The 22,079-nt window shown below is 58.5% G+C and carries 19 protein-coding genes; 18 read left to right on the forward strand and 1 reads right to left on the reverse strand.

The window, feature by feature from the left end:
- Positions 1 to 25: 25 nt before the first annotated feature.
- The gene (gene map / locus ACA060_RS05480; RefSeq protein WP_497315899.1) at positions 26 to 808 is read right to left on the reverse strand and encodes a type I methionyl aminopeptidase; all 783 of its coding nucleotides are present in this window, start codon (positions 806 to 808) and stop codon (positions 26 to 28) included.
- A 374-nt stretch (positions 809 to 1,182) separates the two neighbouring features.
- On the opposite strand from map, the gene rpsB reads away from it, so the two are divergent.
- From rpsB to tilS, 18 genes are all read left to right on the forward strand, one after another.
- Complete coding sequence (gene rpsB / locus ACA060_RS05485; RefSeq protein WP_007907989.1) at positions 1,183 to 1,920, forward strand: 30S ribosomal protein S2; 738 nt, start codon at positions 1,183 to 1,185, stop codon at positions 1,918 to 1,920.
- Positions 1,921 to 2,111: 191 nt separating this feature from the next.
- Positions 2,112 to 2,975 (forward strand): translation elongation factor Ts, encoded by an 864-nt coding sequence (tsf, locus tag ACA060_RS05490; RefSeq protein ID WP_063342635.1) that lies wholly within the window; start codon positions 2,112 to 2,114, stop codon positions 2,973 to 2,975.
- 208 nt (positions 2,976 to 3,183) lie between these two features.
- Entirely contained in the window at positions 3,184 to 3,927 is a 744-nt protein-coding gene (gene pyrH, locus ACA060_RS05495; protein WP_003172271.1) for a UMP kinase, read from the forward strand.
- A complete protein-coding gene (frr, locus tag ACA060_RS05500; protein ID WP_109628207.1) occupies positions 3,924 to 4,481 on the forward strand; it encodes a ribosome recycling factor in 558 nt (185 codons plus the stop codon). Before pyrH ends, frr begins: the two co-directional genes overlap by 4 nt.
- Before the next feature lie 13 nt (positions 4,482 to 4,494).
- Positions 4,495 to 5,250 (forward strand): polyprenyl diphosphate synthase, encoded by a 756-nt coding sequence (uppS, locus tag ACA060_RS05505; RefSeq protein ID WP_109628208.1) that lies wholly within the window; start codon positions 4,495 to 4,497, stop codon positions 5,248 to 5,250.
- Entirely contained in the window at positions 5,250 to 6,056 is an 807-nt protein-coding gene (locus ACA060_RS05510) for a phosphatidate cytidylyltransferase (RefSeq protein WP_109628209.1), read from the forward strand. Before uppS ends, ACA060_RS05510 begins: the two co-directional genes overlap by 1 nt.
- Complete coding sequence (ispC, locus tag ACA060_RS05515) at positions 6,053 to 7,243, forward strand: 1-deoxy-D-xylulose-5-phosphate reductoisomerase (protein ID WP_109628210.1); 1,191 nt, start codon at positions 6,053 to 6,055, stop codon at positions 7,241 to 7,243. The genes ACA060_RS05510 and ispC overlap by 4 nt, the downstream gene beginning before the upstream one ends.
- A gap of 53 nt (positions 7,244 to 7,296) precedes the next feature.
- Entirely contained in the window at positions 7,297 to 8,649 is a 1,353-nt protein-coding gene (gene rseP / locus ACA060_RS05520; protein ID WP_497315903.1) for a sigma E protease regulator RseP, read from the forward strand.
- 74 nt (positions 8,650 to 8,723) lie between these two features.
- The gene (gene bamA, locus ACA060_RS05525) at positions 8,724 to 11,114 is read left to right on the forward strand and encodes an outer membrane protein assembly factor BamA (protein ID WP_497315905.1); all 2,391 of its coding nucleotides are present in this window, start codon (positions 8,724 to 8,726) and stop codon (positions 11,112 to 11,114) included.
- A gap of 45 nt (positions 11,115 to 11,159) precedes the next feature.
- Entirely contained in the window at positions 11,160 to 11,663 is a 504-nt protein-coding gene (locus tag ACA060_RS05530; protein WP_010462812.1) for an OmpH/Skp family outer membrane protein, read from the forward strand.
- 3 nt (positions 11,664 to 11,666) lie between these two features.
- Positions 11,667 to 12,722 carry a UDP-3-O-(3-hydroxymyristoyl)glucosamine N-acyltransferase gene (gene lpxD / locus ACA060_RS05535; RefSeq protein WP_497315907.1) on the forward strand — a complete coding sequence of 352 codons (1,056 nt, stop codon included), beginning with the start codon at positions 11,667 to 11,669 and terminating at the stop codon, positions 12,720 to 12,722.
- A gap of 108 nt (positions 12,723 to 12,830) precedes the next feature.
- Positions 12,831 to 13,271, forward strand: a complete 441-nt coding sequence (gene fabZ / locus ACA060_RS05540; RefSeq protein ID WP_008154051.1) for a 3-hydroxyacyl-ACP dehydratase FabZ — start codon at positions 12,831 to 12,833, stop codon at positions 13,269 to 13,271.
- The gene (lpxA, locus tag ACA060_RS05545; RefSeq protein WP_109628214.1) at positions 13,268 to 14,044 is read left to right on the forward strand and encodes an acyl-ACP--UDP-N-acetylglucosamine O-acyltransferase; all 777 of its coding nucleotides are present in this window, start codon (positions 13,268 to 13,270) and stop codon (positions 14,042 to 14,044) included. The genes fabZ and lpxA overlap by 4 nt, the downstream gene beginning before the upstream one ends.
- A 2-nt stretch (positions 14,045 to 14,046) precedes the next feature.
- Entirely contained in the window at positions 14,047 to 15,177 is a 1,131-nt protein-coding gene (gene lpxB, locus ACA060_RS05550) for a lipid-A-disaccharide synthase (protein ID WP_497315909.1), read from the forward strand.
- A gap of 11 nt (positions 15,178 to 15,188) precedes the next feature.
- Positions 15,189 to 15,815, forward strand: a complete 627-nt coding sequence (rnhB, locus tag ACA060_RS05555) for a ribonuclease HII (protein ID WP_010462803.1) — start codon at positions 15,189 to 15,191, stop codon at positions 15,813 to 15,815.
- Positions 15,816 to 15,891: 76 nt separating this feature from the next.
- Positions 15,892 to 19,413: a DNA polymerase III subunit alpha gene (dnaE, locus tag ACA060_RS05560; protein ID WP_109628216.1), complete on the forward strand. Its 3,522-nt coding sequence runs from the start codon at positions 15,892 to 15,894 to the stop codon at positions 19,411 to 19,413.
- Positions 19,414 to 19,552: 139 nt separating this feature from the next.
- On the forward strand, positions 19,553 to 20,500 hold the full coding sequence (locus ACA060_RS05565) for an acetyl-CoA carboxylase carboxyltransferase subunit alpha (RefSeq protein ID WP_010462799.1): 948 nt from the start codon (positions 19,553 to 19,555) through the stop codon (positions 20,498 to 20,500).
- 131 nt (positions 20,501 to 20,631) lie between these two features.
- The gene (gene tilS, locus ACA060_RS05570; protein ID WP_497315911.1) at positions 20,632 to 21,960 is read left to right on the forward strand and encodes a tRNA lysidine(34) synthetase TilS; all 1,329 of its coding nucleotides are present in this window, start codon (positions 20,632 to 20,634) and stop codon (positions 21,958 to 21,960) included.
- The last annotated feature ends 119 nt before the right edge of the window (positions 21,961 to 22,079 follow it).

The raw sequence follows: 22,079 nt of genomic DNA on the forward strand, positions 1-22,079 counted from the left end.
AGGCTGGGAGCTGCCTGGGGGCGGATCAGGCCGAAACGCGCGGGATGGTGTCATCGGCGCGCAAGGTGAAGATCTCGTAACCGGTTTCTGTCACCAGCAGGGTGTGTTCCCACTGGGCCGACAATTTGCGGTCCTTGGTGATCGCGGTCCAACCGTCGCCCAAGACCTTGGTGTCAGCCTTGCCCTGGTTGATCATCGGCTCGATGGTGAAAGTCATGCCTGCTTTCAGTTCCATGCCGGTGCCGGCGCGGCCGTAGTGCAGGATCTGCGGCTCTTCGTGGAATACCTTGCCGATACCGTGACCGCAGAACTCACGAACCACCGAGAAACCGTTCTTTTCAGCGTGTTTCTGGATGATTTCACCGATGTCGCCCAAGCGGCAGCCGGGTTTGACGATCTCGATGGCCTTGTACATGCATTCCTGAGTCACCTGCGACAGGCGCTCGGCCCAGACAGGCACAGTGCCGACGTGGAACATGCGGCTGGTGTCGCCGTGGAAACCGTCCTTGATGACGGTGACGTCGATGTTCAGGGTGTCGCCATCCTTCAGCGGCTTCTCGTTCGGGATGCCATGGCAGACCACGTGGTTGATCGAGGTGCAGATCGACTTCGGGTAGCCTTTGTAGTTGAGCGGGGCGGGGATGGCTTTCTGCTCGTTGACGATGTAGTCGTTGCAGATGCGGTCCAGTTCTTCGGTGGTGATCCCCGGCTTGACATGTTCGGCAATCATTTCCAGCACATCGGCGGCCAGTTTGCCGGCGACACGCATCTTTGCGATGTCGTCGGGGGTTTTGAGGGTGACGGTCATACAGGCTCTCTCTGCGCTCGATGGCGCTTGCTAAAACGAAATGGGCATTGCGCGTTCGATCTTCGCGGCCCTGAAAAACGCGATTCTAACAGACGATCAGCGCAAATCTGAGCCTCTGTGCATCGCTTCTCTCTATAGATTGGCGCATTCTTGGGCGATTCCAAGGGCCCTGTTGAAGTCACGGACCAGGAATCGAGAATCCGGGTTCCGTTTTTGCAAGCCTTGTGGTATAAAATGCGCCGCTTTCCGGGGATACCCCCGAAAGGCTTAAATCCACACACGTGTCGACACGATGACCTGGGTGCCTTCAGCTGATGCTGCTGGTTGGTCATTGGGATACGTGGAGGCCAAACCCGACTTATTAAGGAACTATCATGTCCCAAGTCAACATGCGCGATATGCTGAAGGCCGGTGTGCACTTCGGTCACCAGACCCGTTACTGGAACCCGAAAATGGGTAAATACATTTTCGGCGCGCGTAACAAGATCCACATTATCAACCTTGAAAAAACCCTGCCAATGTTCAACGAAGCTCTGACTTTCGTAGAGCGTCTGGCCCAGGGCAAAAACAAGATTCTGTTCGTCGGCACCAAGCGTTCCGCTGGCAAGATCGTTGCTGAAGAAGCAGCACGTTGCGGTTCGCCGTACGTCGATCACCGCTGGTTGGGCGGCATGCTGACCAACTTCAAAACCATCCGTGCTTCCATCAAGCGTCTGCGTGACCTTGAAGTGCAAGCCGAAGACGGTACTTTCGCCAAGCTGACCAAGAAAGAAGCGCTGATGCGCACTCGCGATCTTGAGAAGCTCGATCGTTCCCTGGGTGGTATCAAGGACATGGGCGGTCTGCCAGACGCTCTGTTCGTTATCGACGTTGATCACGAGCGCATCGCGATCACCGAAGCCAACAAGCTGGGTATCCCGGTTATCGGCGTAGTCGATACCAACAGCAGCCCGGAAGGCGTTGACTACATCATCCCAGGCAACGATGACGCAATCCGCGCTATCCAGTTGTACATGGGTTCGATGGCTGACGCAGTCATCCGCGGTCGCAACCACGTTGCTGGCGGCACCGAGCAGTTCGTTGAAGAAGCTCCGGCAGCTGCAGCTGAGTAATTGACGCCCTGGCGTTGACTCAGTAAGCAAAAAGGGGGCTTGGCCCCCTTTTTGCCACCTCGAAAACCGTTTGTGAGCAGCGCAGCTACAGCCTTTGTAACGTGCAGCCGCTAACAAGTGGGGTCGGGAAGAATTGATCGCCCGTTCGATCGGGTGGAATGGTTGAAAACCTATCCAAGAGGAATTTTAAAATGGCAGAGATTACTGCAGCGTTGGTTAAAGAACTGCGTGAGCGTACTGGCGAAGGCATGATGGACTGCAAAAAGGCCTTGACCAAGGCCGGCGGCGACATCGAAAAAGCCATTGATGATATGCGTGCTTCGGGCGCCATCAAGGCTGCCAAGAAAGCAGGCAACGTAGCTGCTGAAGGCGCGATCGCTCTGAAAGAAGACGGTAAATCCGCCGTTCTGCTGGAAGTGAACTCGCAGACCGACTTCCTGGCTCTGCAGGACGACTTCAAGGCATTCGTTGCTTCCAGCGTTGAAAAAGCATTCGCTGACAAGCTGACTGATGTTGCTCCGCTGATCGAAGCACAAGAAGCTGATCGCCTGGTTCTGGTCGGCAAGGTTGGCGAAAACGTCAACATCCGTCGCCTGGCTCGCGTTGAAGGTGATGTTGTTGGTGGTTACCTGCACGGCAACAAGATCGGTGTTGCAGTTGTTCTGAAAGGCGGCAACGTTGAGCTGGCCAAGGACATCGCTATGCACGTAGCGGCCACCAACCCTGAATTCCTGCTGCCATCGGAAGTTTCCGCTGAAGCGGTCGAGCGCGAGAAAGGCGTGTTCCTGACCCTCAACGCTGACAAGATCGCCGGCAAGCCGGAAAACATCGTTGAAAACATGGTCAAAGGCCGTATCAGCAAGTTCCTGGCTGAAGCGAGCCTGGTTGAGCAGGCGTTCGTCAAGAACCCTGAAATCAAGGTTGGCGAACTGGCCAAGAAAGCCGGTGCAGAAATCGTTTCTTTCACCTACTTCAAGGTAGGTGAAGGCATCGAGAAGCCGGTCGACAACTTCGCTGAAGAAGTTGCTGCCCAGCTGGCTGCCGCCAAGCAATAAGACGGTTTTTAACTGTCGCCCTGAAGAGGCTGCCCGCTAACGCGCGCAGCCTCTTTTCAGATGGGGCACCAATTTTTATTGGTTTCCCTTTGGAACTGGCTTACAAAGCCATGTTCCGATGGCGCTGAAGCAGCGCCAAGCTAGAGTGAACGCCAGCTGTAAACAGCTCGCAAAGAATTTTTAAAATACGCCGCAGGAGAGATTCGCAATGGCTCAGCAGGGCAGTGGTTATCAGGCTCGCTATAAACGCATTCTACTCAAGCTTAGCGGCGAGGCCCTGATGGGCTCGGAAGAGTTCGGGATCGATCCGAAAGTTCTGGATCGCATGGCGCTTGAAGTCGGCCAACTGGTCGGCATCGGTGTTCAGGTCGGTCTGGTGATCGGCGGTGGCAACCTGTTCCGCGGTGCAGCGCTGAGCGCGGCCGGCATGGATCGGGTAACTGGCGACCACATGGGCATGCTGGCCACTGTGATGAACGCCTTGGCGATGCGCGATGCGCTGGAACGTGCCAATATCTCGGCCATCGTGATGTCGGCCATTTCCATGGTGGGCGTGACCGATCATTACGATCGCCGCAAAGCCATGCGTCACCTGAACGCCAAGGAAGTGGTGATTTTCGCGGCCGGTACCGGTAATCCGTTCTTCACTACGGATTCGGCAGCCTGCTTGCGAGCGATCGAAATCGATGCCGATGTCGTGCTCAAGGCGACCAAGGTCGATGGCGTCTACACCGCTGACCCATTCAAAGACCCGCATGCCGAGAAGTTCGATCATCTGACTTACGATGAAGTGCTGGATCGCAAGCTGGGCGTGATGGATCTGACGGCCATTTGCCTTTGCCGCGACCACAAGATGCCGTTGCGTGTCTTTAACATGAACAAGCCCGGCGCCCTGCTGAACATCGTGCATGGCGGCGCTGAAGGGACCCTGATCGAGGAAGGCCAACAATGATCAATGAAATCAAGAAAGACGCTCAAGAGCGCATGAAGAAATCCGTGGAATCGCTGCTGCACAACTTCGGCCGTATTCGTACCGGCCAGGCGCACCCAAGCATTCTTGAAGGTGTGATGGTGCCGTATTACGGTTCCGACACCCCGATCAAGCAAGTGGCGAACATCACCGTCAAAGACGCCCGTACCCTGCAAGTTGTTGCCTTTGAGCGCAACATGCTCGGTGCCGTCGACAAAGCCATTGGTAGCGCGGGTCTGAACCTCAACCCGACCAACCTGGGTGAGTTGCTGCTGATCTCCATGCCGGCCCTGACTGAAGAAACCCGCAAGGGCTTCACCAAGCAGGCTCGCGATGTCGCTGAAGATGCCCGTGTTGCCGTGCGCAACATCCGTCGCGATGCCAACAGCTCGCTGAAGGATCTGGTCAAGGAAAAAGAAATCAGCGAAGACGAAGAGCGTCGCGCCACTGGCGAGATCGACGATTTGACCAAGAAGTACGTGGCTGAAATCGACTCGCATCTGGCACAGAAAGAAAAAGACCTGATGGCCGTATAAGGGTCGCGTTTTCATGGAAAAGACTAAGCAGACTGTGCCGTCCGCGGTGCCGCGCCATGTCGCGATCATCATGGATGGTAATAATCGCTGGGCGAAAAAGCGCTTTATGCCGGGTGTTGCCGGGCATAAAGCGGGCGTGGATGCGGTTCGCGCAGTGATTGAAGTGTGCGCCGAGGCCGGGGTCGAGGTATTGACCCTGTTCGCCTTCTCCAGTGAGAACTGGCAGCGCCCGGCCGATGAGGTCAGTGCCTTGATGGATCTGTTCTTCAAGGCGTTGCGTCGTGAGGCCAAGCGCCTCAATGACAACAACATCAGTCTGCGCATCATCGGTGATCGTTCGCGCTTTCATCCCGAGCTTCAGGTCGCCATGCGTGAAGCCGAGGCGATGACCGCCGGTGCCAACCGCTTTGTCTTGCAGATCGCCGCCAACTACGGCGGTCAGTGGGACATCGCGCAAGCCGCGCAGCGTCTGGCGCGTGAAGTTCAGGCCGGGCATCTGCGTCCGGAGGACATCACGCCGGAGCTGTTGCAGACCTGTCTGGCCACCGGTGACCTGCCGTTGCCGGACTTGTGTATCCGCACCGGTGGCGAACACCGCATCAGCAACTTCCTGCTCTGGCAACTGGCTTATGCCGAGTTGTACTTCTCCGACCTGTTCTGGCCGGACTTCAAACACGACGCCATGCGTAACGCGCTGGCCGATTTCGCTTCTCGCCAGCGTCGCTTCGGTAAAACGAGCGAGCAGGTCGAGGCTGGAGCCCGGGTTTAATGCTCAAACAACGAATCATCACCGCGCTGATCCTGCTGCCGATCGCTTTGTGCGGGTTTTTCCTGCTTGAAGGCACGGGCTTTGCGCTGTTCATCGGGCTGGTCGTGACCCTCGGCGCATGGGAGTGGGCTCGCCTGGCAGGCTTCAATGCCCAGCCGATGCGCGTTGCCTACGCGGTTGTGGTCGCATTGATGCTGTTTGTCATGCACATCCTGCCGGGGCTCGCGCCCTGGGTGTTGGGGGCTTCGGTGCTCTGGTGGGGCGTGGCGACCTATCTGGTGCTGACCTACCCGAGTTCCAGCGAACACTGGTCCAGCGCCGCCTGCAAGCTGGTGATCGGTTTGCTGATCCTGCTGCCGGCCTGGCAAGGTCTGGTCCAGATCAAGCAGCAACCCTTGGGTAACTGGCTGATCATGGCGGTGATGGTGCTGGTCTGGGGGGCCGATATTGGCGCGTACTTTTCCGGTCGTGCATTCGGCAAGCGCAAGCTGGCGCCAATGGTCAGTCCTGGCAAGAGCTGGGAAGGCGTGTACGGCGGCTTGCTGCTGAGTCTGGTGATTACGGCGATCGTTGGCTTTGTGCGCGACTGGAGTTTCGTGCAGATGCTGATGGGCCTGATCGGTGCGGCAGTGATCGTATTCATCTCGGTCGTGGGTGACCTCACTGAGAGCATGTTCAAGCGTCAATCCGGGATCAAGGACAGTAGTAATCTGCTGCCGGGGCACGGCGGTGTGCTGGATCGCATCGACAGCCTGACGGCCGCGATCCCCGTATTTGCCGTGCTGTTGTGGATGGCCGCACCGTGAGCCGCCCACAGCAGATTACCGTTCTGGGGGCGACCGGCTCGATCGGTCTGAGCACCCTGGACGTAATCGCTCGTCATCCAGAGCGCTATCAGGTGTTCGCGTTGAGTGGTTTCACGCGCCTGAGTGAGTTGCTGGCCTTGTGCGTGCGTCATACGCCACGGTTTGCCGTCGTGCCGGAGGTGGGCGCTGCCCGGACCTTGCAGGACGACTTGCGTGCTGCAGGCCTGTCGACCCGCGTATTGGTGGGGGAAGAGGGCCTGTGTCAGGTGGCTTCCGACCCTGAGGTCGATGCGGTCATGGCGGCCATCGTTGGTGCGGCGGGCTTGCGTCCGACCCTGGCGGCGGTCGAGGCGGGCAAGAAGATCCTACTGGCCAACAAAGAAGCGTTGGTCATGTCGGGTGCGCTGTTCATGCAGGCGGTGCGCAAAAGCGGTTCGGTGCTGCTGCCGATCGACAGCGAACACAATGCGATTTTTCAGTGCATGCCACAGGATTTCGCTCGCGGGCTTGGCGCGGTCGGTGTGCGTCGGATTCTGCTGACAGCCTCTGGCGGTCCGTTCCGACAGACGCCGATGGCCGAGTTGGTGCATGTTTCCCCTGAGCAAGCGTGCGCGCATCCGAACTGGTCCATGGGTCGCAAGATTTCGGTCGATTCGGCCAGCATGATGAACAAAGGCCTCGAGTTGATTGAAGCCTGCTGGTTGTTCGACGCCAAGCCGTCCCAGGTCGAAGTGGTGATTCACCCGCAGAGCGTGATTCATTCGCTGGTCGACTATATCGATGGCTCGGTGCTCGCACAGTTAGGCAATCCGGACATGCGCACGCCGATCGCCAACGCCCTGGCCTGGCCGGAGCGTATCGATTCGGGTGTAGCGCCGCTGGATCTGTTTGCCATCGCGCGCCTGGACTTCCAGGCGCCCGATGAAGAACGCTTCCCTTGCCTGCGCCTTGCGCGTCAGGCCGCCGAAGCCGGCAATAGTGCACCGGCCATGCTCAATGCGGCGAATGAAGTGGCTGTCGCGGCGTTTCTCGACGAGCGGGTTCGCTACCCGGAAATCGCGAGTATCATCGAGGAAGTGCTAAACCTCGAGCCAGTCGTTGCGGTGGATGATCTCGAGGCGGTGTTTACGGCCGACGCGAAAGCGCGAGAACTGGCCGGGCAATGGTTGAGCCGTCACGGGCGGTAAGTGCTGCAATACGTTGGCCCATGCGGCACTGGATAGGATTGCGGAGAAAGTAGATGAGCGCGCTCTATATGATTGTCGGCACCCTGGTTGCATTGGGCGTGCTGGTCACCTTCCACGAATTCGGTCATTTCTGGGTCGCACGTCGCTGTGGGGTCAAAGTGCTGCGTTTCTCCGTGGGCTTCGGCATGCCGCTGCTGCGCTGGCACGACAAGAAAGGCACGGAGTTCGTAGTGGCCGCCATTCCGTTGGGCGGCTACGTGAAGATGCTCGACGAGCGCGAAGGCGAAGTGCCGGTTGATCAGGTCGATCAATCCTTCAATCGCAAATCTGTCCGTCAGCGTATTGCCATCGTGGCGGCTGGGCCGATCGCCAACTTTCTATTGGCCATGGTGTTTTTCTGGGTGTTGGCCATGCTCGGCAGCGAGCAGGTGCGCCCGGTCATCGGCGCGGTCGAATCCGGCAGCATTGCCGCCAAGGCCGGTCTGAGCGCAGGGCAGGAAATTATTGCCATCGATGGCGAGCCGACATCCGGCTGGGGCGCGGTGAATTTGCAGCTGGTCCGTCGTCTTGGCGAGAGCGGTTCTCTTCAGTTGTTGGTGCGTGAGCAGGGCTCCACCGCGGATTCGCCCCGTGAGCTGATGCTGGATAAATGGCTCAAGGGCGCTGACGAGCCGGATCCGATTCGTTCGTTGGGTATTCGTCCATGGCGTCCGGCATTACCGCCGGTGTTGGCTGAACTTGATTCGAAAGGGCCGGCCCAGGCGGCGGGGCTGAAGACCGGTGATCGGCTGTTGGCGCTTGATGGCAAGTCACTTGATGACTGGCAGCAGGTGGTCGACACCGTTCGTATGCATCCAGATACCAAAATCATGCTGCGTGTTGAGCGCGATGGTGCTCAAATCGACGTCCCTGTGACCTTGGCTGCTCGCGGCGGGAGCAAGGCACCCACCGGTTATCTGGGCGCAGGGGTGAAAGCGGTCGATTGGCCGCCAGAGATGATTCGCGAAGTCAGTTATGGTCCTGTGGCCGCAATTGGCGAGGGTGCTCGACGCACCTGGACCATGAGCGTACTGACGCTCGATTCGCTCAAGAAAATGTTGTTCGGCGAGCTCTCGGTAAAAAACTTGAGTGGACCGATAACCATTGCTAAAGTGGCGGGCGCTTCTGCCCAGTCGGGTGTCGCTGATTTCCTGAATTTCCTTGCTTATCTGAGTATTAGCCTGGGGGTTCTGAATTTGTTGCCCATTCCTGTACTGGATGGGGGGCATTTGTTGTTTTATCTGATCGAGTGGGCGCGTGGTCGTCCCTTGTCAGATCGGGTGCAGGGTTGGGGGATACAGATCGGTATCAGTTTGGTGGTCGGGGTGATGTTGCTTGCTCTGGTCAATGATTTGGGCCGTCTGTAACACTTCGCTGAATTGCGAATCTGCCGCATTTTGCGGCAGTTTGTTTATTGCCAGTTGGAATAAGAAAGGACTTCATGAAACGTCTGCTGCTAACTGCGGTTCTCACCGTATTGATGATCGCCGAAGTTCACGCCGAGTCCTTCACTATCTCTGATATTCGCGTCAATGGCCTCCAGCGGGTCTCCGCGGGTAGCGTCTTTGGTGCTTTGCCGTTAAACGTCGGTGAACAGGCGGATGATCGTCGCCTGGTGGAATCCACTCGTGCGCTGTTCAAAACCGGGTTCTTTCAAGATATCCAGCTGGGCCGCGATGGCAACGTCCTTGTCATTACGGTAGTCGAGCGTCCGTCGGTCGCCAGTATCGAGATCGAAGGTAACAAGGCGATCTCTACTGAAGACCTGATGAAGGGCCTCAAACAATCCGGTCTGGCCGAAGGCGAGATCTTCCAGCGTGCCACCCTCGAAGGTGTCCGTAACGAACTGCAGCGTCAATATGTCGCCCAGGGTCGCTACTCGGCTACCGTTGACACCGAAGTGGTGCCGCAGCCGCGTAACCGTGTCGGCCTGAAGGTCAACATCAACGAAGGTACCGTTGCGGCTATCCAGCACATCAACGTGGTGGGTAACACGGTCTTCCCTGAGGAAGACCTGATCGACCTGTTTGAATTGAAGACCACCAACTGGTTGTCGTTCTTCAAGAACGATGACAAGTACGCTCGTGAAAAACTGTCCGGTGACCTGGAGCGTCTGCGCTCCTACTACCTGGACCGTGGCTATATCAACATGGATATCGCTTCGACCCAGGTGTCCATTACCCCGGACAAGAAACACGTCTACATCACCGTCAACGTCAACGAAGGCGAGAAATACACCGTTCGTGACGTCAAGCTGAGCGGCGACCTGAAGGTTCCTGAAGACCAGGTCAAGTCCCTGCTGCTGGTTCAGAAAGGTCAGGTGTTCTCGCGCAAGCTGATGACCACCACGTCCGAACTGATTACCCGTCGCCTGGGTAACGAGGGCTACACCTTCGCCAACGTCAACGGCGTGCCTCAGCCGAACGATGAAGATCACACCGTCGATATCACGTTCGCCGTCGATCCGGGCAAACGTGCTTACGTCAACCGCATCAACTTCCGTGGCAACACCAAGTCCGAAGACGAAGTGCTGCGCCGCGAAATGCGTCAGATGGAAGGCGGTTGGGCTTCGACCTACCTGATCGATCAATCCAAGACCCGTCTTGAGCGTTTGGGCTTCTTTAAAGAAGTGAACGTTGAAACCCCTGCTGTACCGGGTGTCGATGACCAGGTTGACGTGAACTACAGCGTTGAAGAACAGGCTTCCGGTTCGATCACTGCCAGCGTCGGCTTCGCCCAGAGCGCCGGTCTGATCCTCGGTGGTTCGATCACTCAGAACAACTTCCTGGGTACCGGTAACAAGGTCAGCGTCGGTTTGACCCGCAGTGAATACCAGAGCCGCTATAACTTCGGTTATGTCGACCCGTACTGGACTGCTGATGGCGTGAGCCTGGGTTACAACGCGTTCTATCGCACCACCGACTATAAAGACCTTGATGTCGACGTAGCCAGCTATGCCGTAGACAGCCTGGGTGCTGGCGTTAACGTCGGTTACCCGATCAGTGAGACTTCGCGTCTGACCTTTGGCTTGAGCGCGCAACAGGACAAGATCAAGACCGGTCAGTACACCGTTGACGAGATTTTCGACTTCGTTAACCGTGAAGGCGACAGCTACCTGAACTTCAAGGCGTCGGCCGGGTGGTCCGAGTCGACTTTGAACAAAGGTGTGCTGGCGACCCGTGGCCATTCCCAGAGTCTGACTCTGGAAACCACGACGCCGGGTAGCGACCTGTCGTTCTTTAAACTGGATTACCGTGGTCAGCTGTTCCAGCCAATCACCGAAAACTACACCGTTCGTCTTCACACCGAACTGGGCTACGGCGACGGCTACGGTTCCACCGATGGCTTGCCGTTCTATGAAAACTACTATGCTGGTGGTTTCAACTCGGTTCGTGGCTTCAAGGACAGTACCCTGGGGCCGCGCAGTACACCTAGCCGTGGTCAGGCTGAAACGGGTAACGCCGGTACACTCGCCGACCCGGACCAGGATCCGCTGCCGTTCGGTGGTAACGTTCTGATCCAGGGTGGTGTCGAGTTGCTGTTCCCGCTGCCATTCGTCAAGGATCAGCGTTCACTGCGTACTTCGGTATTCTGGGACGTGGGTAACGTATTCGATTCCAAGTGCGACAAAACGACGAACGCCAATGTCGGTTCGAGCTCTCAAACAGAGTGCAACGACATCAGCTTGAGCAACGTTGCGAGCTCTGTCGGTGTAGGCGTGACCTGGGTCACCGCACTGGGTCCCCTGAGCTTCGCGTTGGCCATGCCGATCAAGAAGCCGGATGACGCTGAGACTCAAGTGTTCCAATTCTCTCTCGGCCAGACGTTCTAAGCGTCTGCCTCAAAATAACGACAATGGATTTTGTAGGAGTACATCGTGCGTAAGTTGACTCAATTGGTTCTCCTGGCGACCGTACTGGTAGCAGGACCGGCTTTTGCCGACATGAAAATCGCCGTTCTGAACTATCAGATGGCCCTGCTGGAATCCGACGCGGCCAAGAAATACGCTGTGGATGCCGAGAAGAAGTTTGGTCCGCAACTGTCCAAGCTCAAGACGCTGGAAAGCAGCGCCAAAGGTATCCAGGACCGTCTGATGGCCGGCGGCGACAAGATGCAGCAAGGCGAGCGTGAACGTCTTGAGCTCGAGTTCAAGCAAAAGGCCCGCGACTTCCAGTTCCAATCCAAGGAACTGAACGAAGCCAAAGCCGTTGCCGACCGTGAAATGCTGAAGCAGCTCAAGCCGAAACTGGACAGCGCTGTGGAAGAAGTCATCAAGAAAGGTGCTTTTGACCTGGTCTTCGAGCGTGGCGCAGTGATTGATGTCAAACCTCAGTACGACATCACTCGCCAGGTTATCGAGCGCATGAATCAGCTGAAGTAATCCATGACAGCGACTATAAAGCTCGGCCAGTTGGCCGAGTTCCTCGGCGCCACACTACGTGGCGACCCGGAGAAAGAAATTACTGGGCTAGCCACTTTGCAAGAGGCTGGCCCAGCTCAGTTGAGCTTTCTCGCAAACCCCCAATACCGTAAATACCTGGTGGACTGCCGGGCCGCAGCCCTGTTGCTGAAGGCCGCAGACGCTGAAGGTTTTGCCGGCGATGCCTTGGTGGTGCCTGATCCGTACCTGGCCTACGCACGTATTTCCCATCTGTTCGATCCCAAGCCCAAGGCGCCTGCCGGTATTCACCCGACAGCGGTAGTGGCTGCGGACGCAGTGGTTGACCCGGCTGCGAGCATCGGTGCCTTTGCGGTGATCGAAAGCGGCGCGCGTATCGCTGCCGGTGTCACCGTGGGGGCGCATTGCTTCATCGGGGCTCGGTGCGAAATCGGCGAGGGCGGCTGGCTGGCCCCACGGGTCACGCTGTACCACGACGTGCGCATCGGCAAACGGGTCGTGATTCAGTCCGGTGCCGTACTTGGCGGCGAAGGCTTCGGTTTTGCCAACGAGAAAGGTGTCTGGCAGAAAATTGCCCAGATCGGTGGTGTATTGGTCGGTGATGATGTGGAGATTGGCGTGAATACCGCTATCGACCGCGGCGCGCTGGCCGATACCGTATTGGGTAACGGCGTGAAGCTCGACAATCAGATTCAGATCGCCCACAACGTGCAGGTCGGCGATCACACCGCCATGGCCGCGTGCGTGGGAATCTCCGGCAGCACCAAAATCGGCAAGCATTGCATGCTCGCCGGTGGCGTAGGGCTGGTGGGGCATATCGAAATCTGCGACAACGTATTTATCACCGGGATGACCATGGTGACCCACTCGATTACCGAAAAGGGTTCCTATTCTTCCGGTACGGCGATGCAACCAGCAGCCGAATGGCGCAAAAGCGCGGCCCGTATCCGTCAGCTCGATGACATCGCACGACGTTTGCGACAGCTGGAAAAGCGTGTAGGGGACGTGACCCCTGACGGTAATGCTTCATCAGATGGCTGATACCATTTCCATATCAAGTGTGCACAGCCGCTAGACTGCCTCCTTGATTTGCTAGAGGGGTGCGCGTCAGTCGCGCGCTCCCAATCTTTACATAGGCTTCCCCCCGAAATGATGGACATCAACGAGATTCGCGAATACCTGCCTCACCGTTACCCGTTCCTGCTGGTGGACCGGGTCGTGGATCTGGATGTGGAAGGCAAGCGCATTCGCGCCTACAAGAATGTCAGCATCAACGAACCGTTCTTCAATGGTCACTTCCCTGCGCATCCAATCATGCCGGGCGTACTGATCATCGAAGCGATGGCTCAGGCTGCCGGTATCCTTGGCTTCAAAATGCTCGACGTGAAGCCTGCCGACGGCACGCTCTACTACTTCGTCGGCTCCGACAAGCTGCGTTTCCGCCAGCCCGTCACTCCAGGCGACCAATTGATCCTCGAAGCCCGCTTCATCAGCTGCAAGCGTCAGATCTGGAAGTTCGAGTGCCAGGCTTCGGTCGATGGCAAGCCAGTCTGCTCCGCTGAAATCATCTGCGCGGAACGCAAACTATGAGTTTGATTGACCCTCGCGCAATCATCGATCCGACGGCCGTTCTGGCCGAAGGTGTCGAGGTCGGCCCATGGTCGATCGTCGGCGCAGGTGTGGAAATCGGCGAGGGGACAGTGATCGGGCCGCATGTGATTCTCAAGGGCCCGACCCGAATCGGTAAGCACAACCGCATCTACCAGTTTTCTTCGGTAGGTGAGGACACGCCCGATCTGAAATACAAAGGCGAAGAAACCCGTCTGGTCATCGGTGACCACAACATCATCCGTGAAGGCGTGACGATTCACCGCGGGACCATTCAGGACCGCTCGGAAACGACTCTGGGTGATCACAACCTGATCATGGCCTATGCCCACATCGGCCACGACAGCGTGATCGGCAATCATTGCATCCTGGTCAACAACACCGCGTTGGCTGGCCACGTGCATGTGGAAGACTGGGCGATCCTGTCCGGTTTTACCCTGGTCCACCAGTATTGCCACATCGGTGCCCACAGCTTTTCCGGCATGGGGACCGCCATTGGCAAGGACGTTCCAGCGTACGTCACGGTGTTCGGCAACCCCGCCGAAGCCCGCAGCATGAACTTCGAAGGCATGCGCCGTCGTGGTTTCAGCGAAGACGCGATCCACGCCCTGCGTCGTGCCTACAAGGTGGTTTACCGCCAGGGCCTGACGGTTGAGCAGGCGCTCGCCGAATTGGCCGAGCCCTCGGACCAGTTCCCGGAAGTCGCGGTGTTCCGTGATTCCATCCAGTCTTCGACCCGCGGCATCACACGTTAATCATGGCTAATCTGCGTATTGCGCTGGTGGCGGGTGAGGCTTCCGGTGACATTCTGGGTGCGGGCCTCATGCGCGCACTCAAGGCTCAGCATCCGGCGGTGGAGTTCATCGGTGTCGGTGGCCCGTTGATGCAGGCCGAAGGCCTGACTTCTTATTTTCCGATGGAACGTCTTTCGGTCATGGGCCTGGTGGAAGTGCTGGGTCGATTGCGCGAGCTGATGGCGCGTCGTAAAAAGCTGATCGCCGACCTGATCGCCGAAAAGCCGGACGCGTTCATCGGCATCGATGCTCCGGACTTCAACCTCAATATCGAACTCAAGCTGCGTCAGGCCGGTATCAAGACCGTGCATTACGTCAGCCCGTCGGTGTGGGCGTGGCGGCAGAAGCGGGTATTGAAGATTCGCGAAGGCTGCGACCTGATGCTGACGCTGTTTCCGTTCGAAGCGAAGTTCTATGAAGAGAAGGGCGTGCCGGTGCGGTTTGTCGGGCATTCCCTGGCGGATGCGATCCCGCTTGAAGCCGATCGCGCCGCCGCACGGGCTGAACTCGGTTTGCCCGACGGGCCGCTGGTTGCATTGATGCCGGGCAGCCGTGGCGGTGAAGTTGGCCGTCTCGGTGCATTGTTCCTCGATACCGCTCAACGCCTGCGGGCCTTGCGCCCAGGTGTGCGGTTCGTCATGCCTTGCGCCAGTCCGGAACGCCGCGTGCAGCTTGAAGAGTTGTTGGCTGGTCGCGATCTGCCGCTGACCCTGCTCGATGGCAAATCCCACCTTGCCCTTGCAGCCTGCGACGCCGTGTTGATTGCCTCCGGCACGGCGACCCTTGAGGCGCTGTTGTACAAGCGGCCGATGGTGGTCGCTTATCGCCTGGCGCCGCTGACGTTCTGGATTCTCAAGCGCATGGTGAAAAGCCCTTACATCTCCCTGCCAAACTTGTTGGCCCAGCGCCTTTTAGTACCCGAGTTGCTGCAGGACGATGCGACGGTTGAGGCCCTGGCCCAAACCTTGTCGCCGTTGATCGAGGGCGGCGCAGAACAGACCCGCGGCTTTGACGAAATCCACCGGACCTTGCGCCTGGATGCCTCCAACCAGGCGGCGGATGCCGTGCTGAAACTGATCGGCCAAGTACAATGAGTAAGACAAGCATGCAGATGGGGCTGGATTTCACCTTGGTCGCTGAAGTCGAAGATTTGGTTGCCGGTGTCGACGAAGTCGGTCGCGGTCCGCTCTGCGGTGCCGTGGTCACGGCTGCGGTGATTCTCGATCCGAATCGGCCGATCCTCGGCCTGAACGACTCGAAGAAGCTCACTGAAGCCCGGCGCGAAAAGCTCTACGACGAAATCTGCGAAAAAGCCCTGAGCTGGTGCATTGCCCGGGCCGAAGTCGAAGAAATCGACGAGCTGAACATCCTGCATGCCACCATGCTGGCCATGCAGCGCGCCATCGAAGGCCTGCACATCCAGCCGAAACTGGCGATGATCGACGGCAACCGCTGCCCGAAACTGTCCATGCGCGCCGAAGCGGTGGTGCAGGGCGACGGCAAGGTGCCGGCTATCGCTGCCGCATCGATCCTGGCCAAGGTCAGCCGCGATCGTGAAATGGCTGCTTTCGAATTGATTTACCCGGGTTACGGGATCGGCGGCCACAAAGGCTACCCGACCCCCGTTCATCTGGAAGCCCTGGCCCGCCTGGGGCCGACGCCGATTCATCGCCGTTCGTTCGCCCCGGTGCGCCTGGCTTACGAGGCTCGCGAAAACCTGATCGAGAGTTAGTCGCAAGGCTGATGTTTTTACCAAGGCCCGGTACAATCCGGGCCTTGTTGTCTTCATGTTCACAGACAGGATCACTATGCCGGCTTCATTCGTTCATCTACGCCTGCACACTGAATATTCCCTGGTCGACGGTCTGGTGCGGATCAAGCCGCTGGTCAAGACCCTGGTCGGCATGAACATGCCCGCCGTTGCGGTCACCGACCAGAACAACATGTGTTCTCTGGTCAAATTCTATAAAGCGGCCATGGGCGCAGGCATCAAGCCGATCTGCGGCGCCGACCTGTGGCTGTCGAACAAGGATCCGGACAACGCCCTGAGCCGGATCAGCCTGCTGGCGATGAACGCTGTCGGCTATCGCAACCTCACCGAACTGATTTCCCGCGGCTTCATCGACGGCCAGCGCAATGGCTCGGTCATCATTGAGCGCGAGTGGGTGGCCGAGGCCAGCGAAGGCCTGATCATGCTGTCGGCGGCGAAAGAGGGCGAAATCGGCCTGGCCATGCTCAGTGGCAATCCGGCAGAAGCGGAAATCCTCGCCCGCGAATGGATGGCCGTGTTCCCGGATCGTTTCTATCTGGAAATCCAGCGTACCAACCGCCCCAACGACGAAGAACAGTTGCACGGCGCCGTGGCCCTGGCCGAAAAAATCGGTGCGCCGCTGGTCGCGACCAACGACGTGCGCTTCATCAAGCAGGAAGACTTCGCCGCTCACGAAACCCGCGTCTGCATCGGTGAGGGCCGCGCCCTCGACGATCCGCGGCGTTCGAAGAATTACAGCGATCAGCAATACCTCAAAAGCGCCGAGGAAATGGCCGAGCTGTTCAGCGACATTCCCGAGGCGCTGGCGAACACCGTCGAGATCGCCAAGCGCTGCAACATCGAAGTGAAGCTGGGCACTCACTTCCTGCCCAACTTCCCGATCCCTGATGGCATGACCATCGACGAGTATTTCCGCAAGGTCTCGTTCGACGGTCTGGAAGAGCGCCTCAGCGTTCTGCTGCCCAAAGACACCACCGAAGATTACGAATCCAAGCGTCAGGTCTACGTCGACCGGCTGAATTTCGAGCTGGATATCATCATCCAGATGGGTTTCCCGGGTTATTTTCTGATCGTTATGGACTTTATCCAGTGGGCCAAGAGCAACGGCGTGCCGGTGGGGCCTGGCCGGGGGTCGGGTGCCGGGTCGCTGGTGGCCTATGTGCAGAAGATCACCGACCTCGATCCGCTGGAATATGACCTGCTGTTCGAACGTTTCCTTAACCCGGAACGGGTCTCCATGCCCGACTTCGACGTCGACTTCTGCATGGACGGCCGTGACCGCGTGATCGATTACGTGGCCGAAAAATACGGTCGCAACGCGGTGAGCCAGATCATTACCTTCGGTTCCATGGCCGCCAAGGCTGTGGTCCGTGACGTGGCGCGAGTACAGGGCAAGTCCTACGGTCTGGCGGATCGTCTGTCGAAGATGATTCCGTTCGAAGTCGGCATGACCCTGGAAAAAGCTTACGAGCAGGAAGAAATCCTCCGCGACTTCATCAAGGTCGATGAGGAAGCCGCGGAAATCTGGGAAATGGCGCGCAAGCTTGAAGGCGTTGTGCGTAACGTCGGCAAGCACGCCGGGGGTGTGGTAATCGCCCCGACCAAGCTGACTGACTTCTCGCCAATCTATTGCGATGAGGCCGGCGACGGTCTGGTGACCCAGTTCGACAAAGACGACGTTGAAGCTGCCGGCCTGGTGAAGTTCGACTTCCTCGGTCTGCGGACCCTGACGGTCATCGACTGGGCACTGAAAACCATCAACCGCGACCGCGCCAAGGTCGATGAGCCGCCGCTGGATATCGCGTTCATCCCGCTGGATGACAAACCGACGTACCAGTTGCTGCAAAAAGCTGAAACCACCGCGGTGTTCCAGCTCGAGTCACGCGGCATGAAAGAGCTGATCAAAAAGCTCAAGCCCGACTGCCTGGAAGACTTGATCGCACTGGTGGCCCTGTTCCGTCCGGGCCCGTTGCAATCGGGCATGGTGGACGACTTCATCAACCGTAAGCACGGCCGCGCCGAACTGGCGTACCCGCACTCGGACTACCAGTACGAAGGCCTCAAGCCCGTATTGGCACCGACTTACGGCATCATCCTGTATCAAGAACAGGTGATGCAGATTGCCCAGGTCATGGCCGGTTACACCCTCGGCGGTGCGGACATGCTGCGTCGGGCCATGGGTAAGAAAAAGCCTGAGGAAATGGCCAAGCAGCGCGGCGGTTTCATTGACGGTTGCAAGACCAACAATATCGACGCTGACCTTGCCGGTAACATTTTCGACCTGGTGGAAAAGTTCGCCGGTTACGGTTTCAACAAATCCCACTCCGCCGCGTATGGCCTGGTGTCGTACCAGACCGCGTGGCTGAAAACGCACTACCCGGCGCCGTTCATGGCCGCAGTACTGTCGGCGGATATGCACAACACCGACAAGGTCGTGACCTTGATCGAAGAAATTCGCACCATGAAGCTGCGTCTCGACGCGCCGGATGTGAATACTTCGGAGTTCAAGTTCACGGTGAATGACGAAGGCCGGATTATTTACGGCCTCGGCGCGATCAAGGGTGTCGGCGAAGGGCCGGTGGAAGCGATCACTGAGGCGCGTCAGGACGGCCCGTTCAAGGACCTGTTCGATTTCTGCGCCCGTGTCGACCTCAAGCGAATCAACAAACGCACCCTGGACGGTTTGATCCGCAGCGGTGCTCTGGATCGTCTCGGGCCTTACTTCCATGACGAGCAGAAAGCCTATCAGGCCAATATCGACCGCAACCGCGCGGTCCTGCTGAACGCCATGGAAGGGGCGATCAAGGCCGCCGAACAAACCCTGCGTACCAAAGACAGCGGCCACGTCGATCTGTTTGGCGGTCTGTTCGTCGAAGAAGACGCCGATGTCTACGCCAATAACCGCAAGGCCAAGGAACTGACCCTCAAGGAACGCCTGAAAGGGGAGAAAGACACCCTGGGCCTGTACCTGACCGGTCACCCGATCGACGAATACGAAGGCGAGATCCGCCGTTTTGCCCGCCAGCGCATTATCGACCTGAAGCCGGCTCGCGATACGCAGACCGTCGCGGGCATGATCATCGCCTTGCGGGTGATGAAGAACAAAAAGGGCGACAAGATGGGTTTCATCACCCTCGATGACCGCTCCGGTCGGATCGAGGCTTCGCTGTTTGCCGAGGCGTTCCATTCCGCGCAGTCGCTGTTGCAGACCGACGCGATGGTGGTGGTCGAAGGTGAAGTCAGCAACGACGACTTCTCCGGCGGCCTGCGGCTGCGGGTCAAGCGGGTGATGAGCATGGAAGATGCGCGCACCAACCTCGCCGAAAGCCTGCGCCTGAAACTGCAGACCAAGGATTTGAAGGGCGATCAGCTACGCTGGCTGGGTGAGTTGTTCAAGCGTCACCGCGGCGCGTGCCCGATCACCATGGAGTACACGAGCCCCGATGCAAAGGCCTTGCTGCAGTTTGGCGAGACCTGGCGAATCGATCCGGCGGATGCGTTGATTCAAGCCTTGCGTGACCAGTTCGGGCGAGACAACGTCTTCCTCCAATACCGTTGACGGTCAGGTTCCGCCGAAGGCCCTGATCTCGACCTGAATTTTTAATCTCGACCTGAACGCGCCTGTCCCTTAAGGTAGGGCGCGAATAGACAACCGGCCGGCCCAAGCTCTCTTGGACGTCGACCCAAGACGGACGCCTATGAACCCGAATTTTCTAGATTTCGAACAGCCGATCGCCGACCTGCAAGCCAAGATCGAAGAGTTGCGCTTGGTCGGTAACGACAATTCGCTGAATATCGGCGATGAGATCTCCCGCCTGCAGGACAAAAGCAGCACGCTGACCGAAGACATCTTCGGCAAGCTGACCAGCTGGCAGATCGCACGTCTCGCGCGTCACCCGAAACGTCCGTATACCCTGGACTACATCGAACACATCTTCACCGAGTTCGACGAATTGCACGGCGACCGTCACTTCTCGGACGACGCTGCGATCGTGGGCGGCATTGCCCGTCTGGACGATCAGCCGGTGATGATCATCGGTCACCAGAAAGGCCGTGAAGTACGCGAGAAAGTTCGCCGCAACTTCGGCATGCCGCGTCCGGAAGGCTACCGCAAGGCGTGCCGCCTGATGGAAATGGCCGAACGTTTCAAAATGCCGATCCTGACCTTCATCGACACCCCGGGCGCTTACCCTGGCATCGACGCTGAAGAGCGCAACCAGAGCGAAGCGATTGCCTGGAACCTGCGTGTCATGGCCCGCCTGAAAACTCCAATCATCGCCACCGTGATCGGTGAAGGTGGTTCCGGTGGTGCTCTGGCGATCGGCGTTTGCGATCAACTGAACATGCTGCAGTACTCGACTTACGCGGTGATCTCGCCGGAAGGTTGCGCTTCGATCCTGTGGAAAACCGCCGAGAAAGCACCGGACGCCGCAGAAGCCATGGGCATCACCGCCGAGCGCCTGAAAGGCCTGGGCATCGTCGACAAGGTGATCGGCGAGCCATTGGGCGGCGCGCATCGCGATCCGGCGGCTGCTGCTGCTTCGATCCGTGCCGAGCTGAGCTCGCAACTGGCGATGCTGAAGAAGTTCGATAACGAAGCGCTGCTGGCCCGTCGTTACGAGCGTCTGATGAGCTACGGTCTCTGATCTGACCTCGGCCTGAATGTGGGAGAGGGCTTGCTCGCGAAGGCGGTGTGTCAGTCAACGATGATGTTGAATGTGATGGCCTCTTCGCGAGCAAGCCCGCTCCCACATTTGTTTTGTGTGGAGTGATCGATATGAGTCGGCCCATGATTGATCTACCGGCCAGGCTGCTCCTGAACCTGAAACCGTGGCGCAACGCTAAGGCCTGGCGCATCGCCTTCAGTGGCGGTCTCGACTCCACCGTCCTGCTGCACCTCCTCGTCCATCTCGCAAAAACCGAATCCCTGCCCGCGATCAGCGCCATTCATGTCCATCACGGCCTGCAGGCTGCGGCTGATGCGTGGCCACAACATTGTCAGTCGGTCTGTGACGCGTTGGGTGTGCCGCTACAGGTGGTTCGCGTTCAGGTTCAGCCCGGCGCCAGCCTTGAACGTGCCGCCCGGGATGCGCGCTATGGCGCCTTCGTTGAAGCCACTCAGGCCAATGAACTGCTGCTGACCGCGCAACACCGCGACGATCAGGCGGAAACCCTGCTGTTCCGGCTGTTGCGCGGGGCAGGGGTGAGAGGGTTGTCGGGCATGCCTCGCGAGCGGGTCCTGGGTCGCGGGCATCTTCTGCGTCCGTTGCTTGATGTCGCGCGCGCCGAGCTTGAGGCTTACGCGACTGAGCATCAGTTGAAGTGGGTTGAGGACCCAACGAACCAGGACCACCAATTCTCGCGCAATTACCTGCGGTATCAAGTGTTCCCGGTCCTGACCGAGCGCTGGCCGCAAGCCATGGCGACCATGGCCCGCAGCGCCTCGCATCTGAGCGAAGCGCAGGGGTTGCTCGATGAACTGGCACAAATCGATCTGGCCAGCGCCAGCACCGTCAGTGAGTTCGATTGGCTGGGTGTGCCGTCTCTGGATCTGGCGCCGCTGGCAAAACTCTCTGCCGCGCGCCAGCGCAACGCACTGAGTCACTGGCTGACAGCACTGACACGGCTCCCGGACAGCGACCATTGGTCGGGTTGGGACGATTTGCGCGATGCCACTGGAGATGCACGTCCAGTCTGGCGGCTGGCCGGTGGCGAATTGCATCGGGCGGGGGGGCGTATCTGGTGGCTCTCCGGCGCATGGCTGCGCAATCCGCCACACGCCGGCGCATGGGCTGATCCCTCGACAGCGCTGGTGTTACCGGAAAATGGCGTACTGACGTTCACTGGCCAAATCCCCGATGGCTCGCTGCAGATCCGCTATCGTGAGGGGGGAGAGGTCATGACTCTGCCTGATCGCGGCCACCGGGATCTCAAGCGTTTGCTCAACGAACGCGGTGTTCCAGGCTTCGTCCGTGGCAGATTGCCGCTGCTCTACCGAGACACGCAATTGCTGGCGGTGGCCAGCCTGCGGGGTCTCGATGGCTGTGAGCCGCAGGGCTGGCATTTGCATTGGGACCCACTGAGCGAAGATCAAGGTTTGAGCTGAAAGGGGCTTTCCGGTAGACTACGCTCCCTTCTTGATACAACTTCTGTGGATTCGCCTGAATTACAGAAGTTGCCGATTACCAAGCAGTCTTTGCTGGGCGATTCCAAAAAATGTGTAGC

The organism is Pseudomonas sp. LBUM1671 (assembly GCF_059695685.1).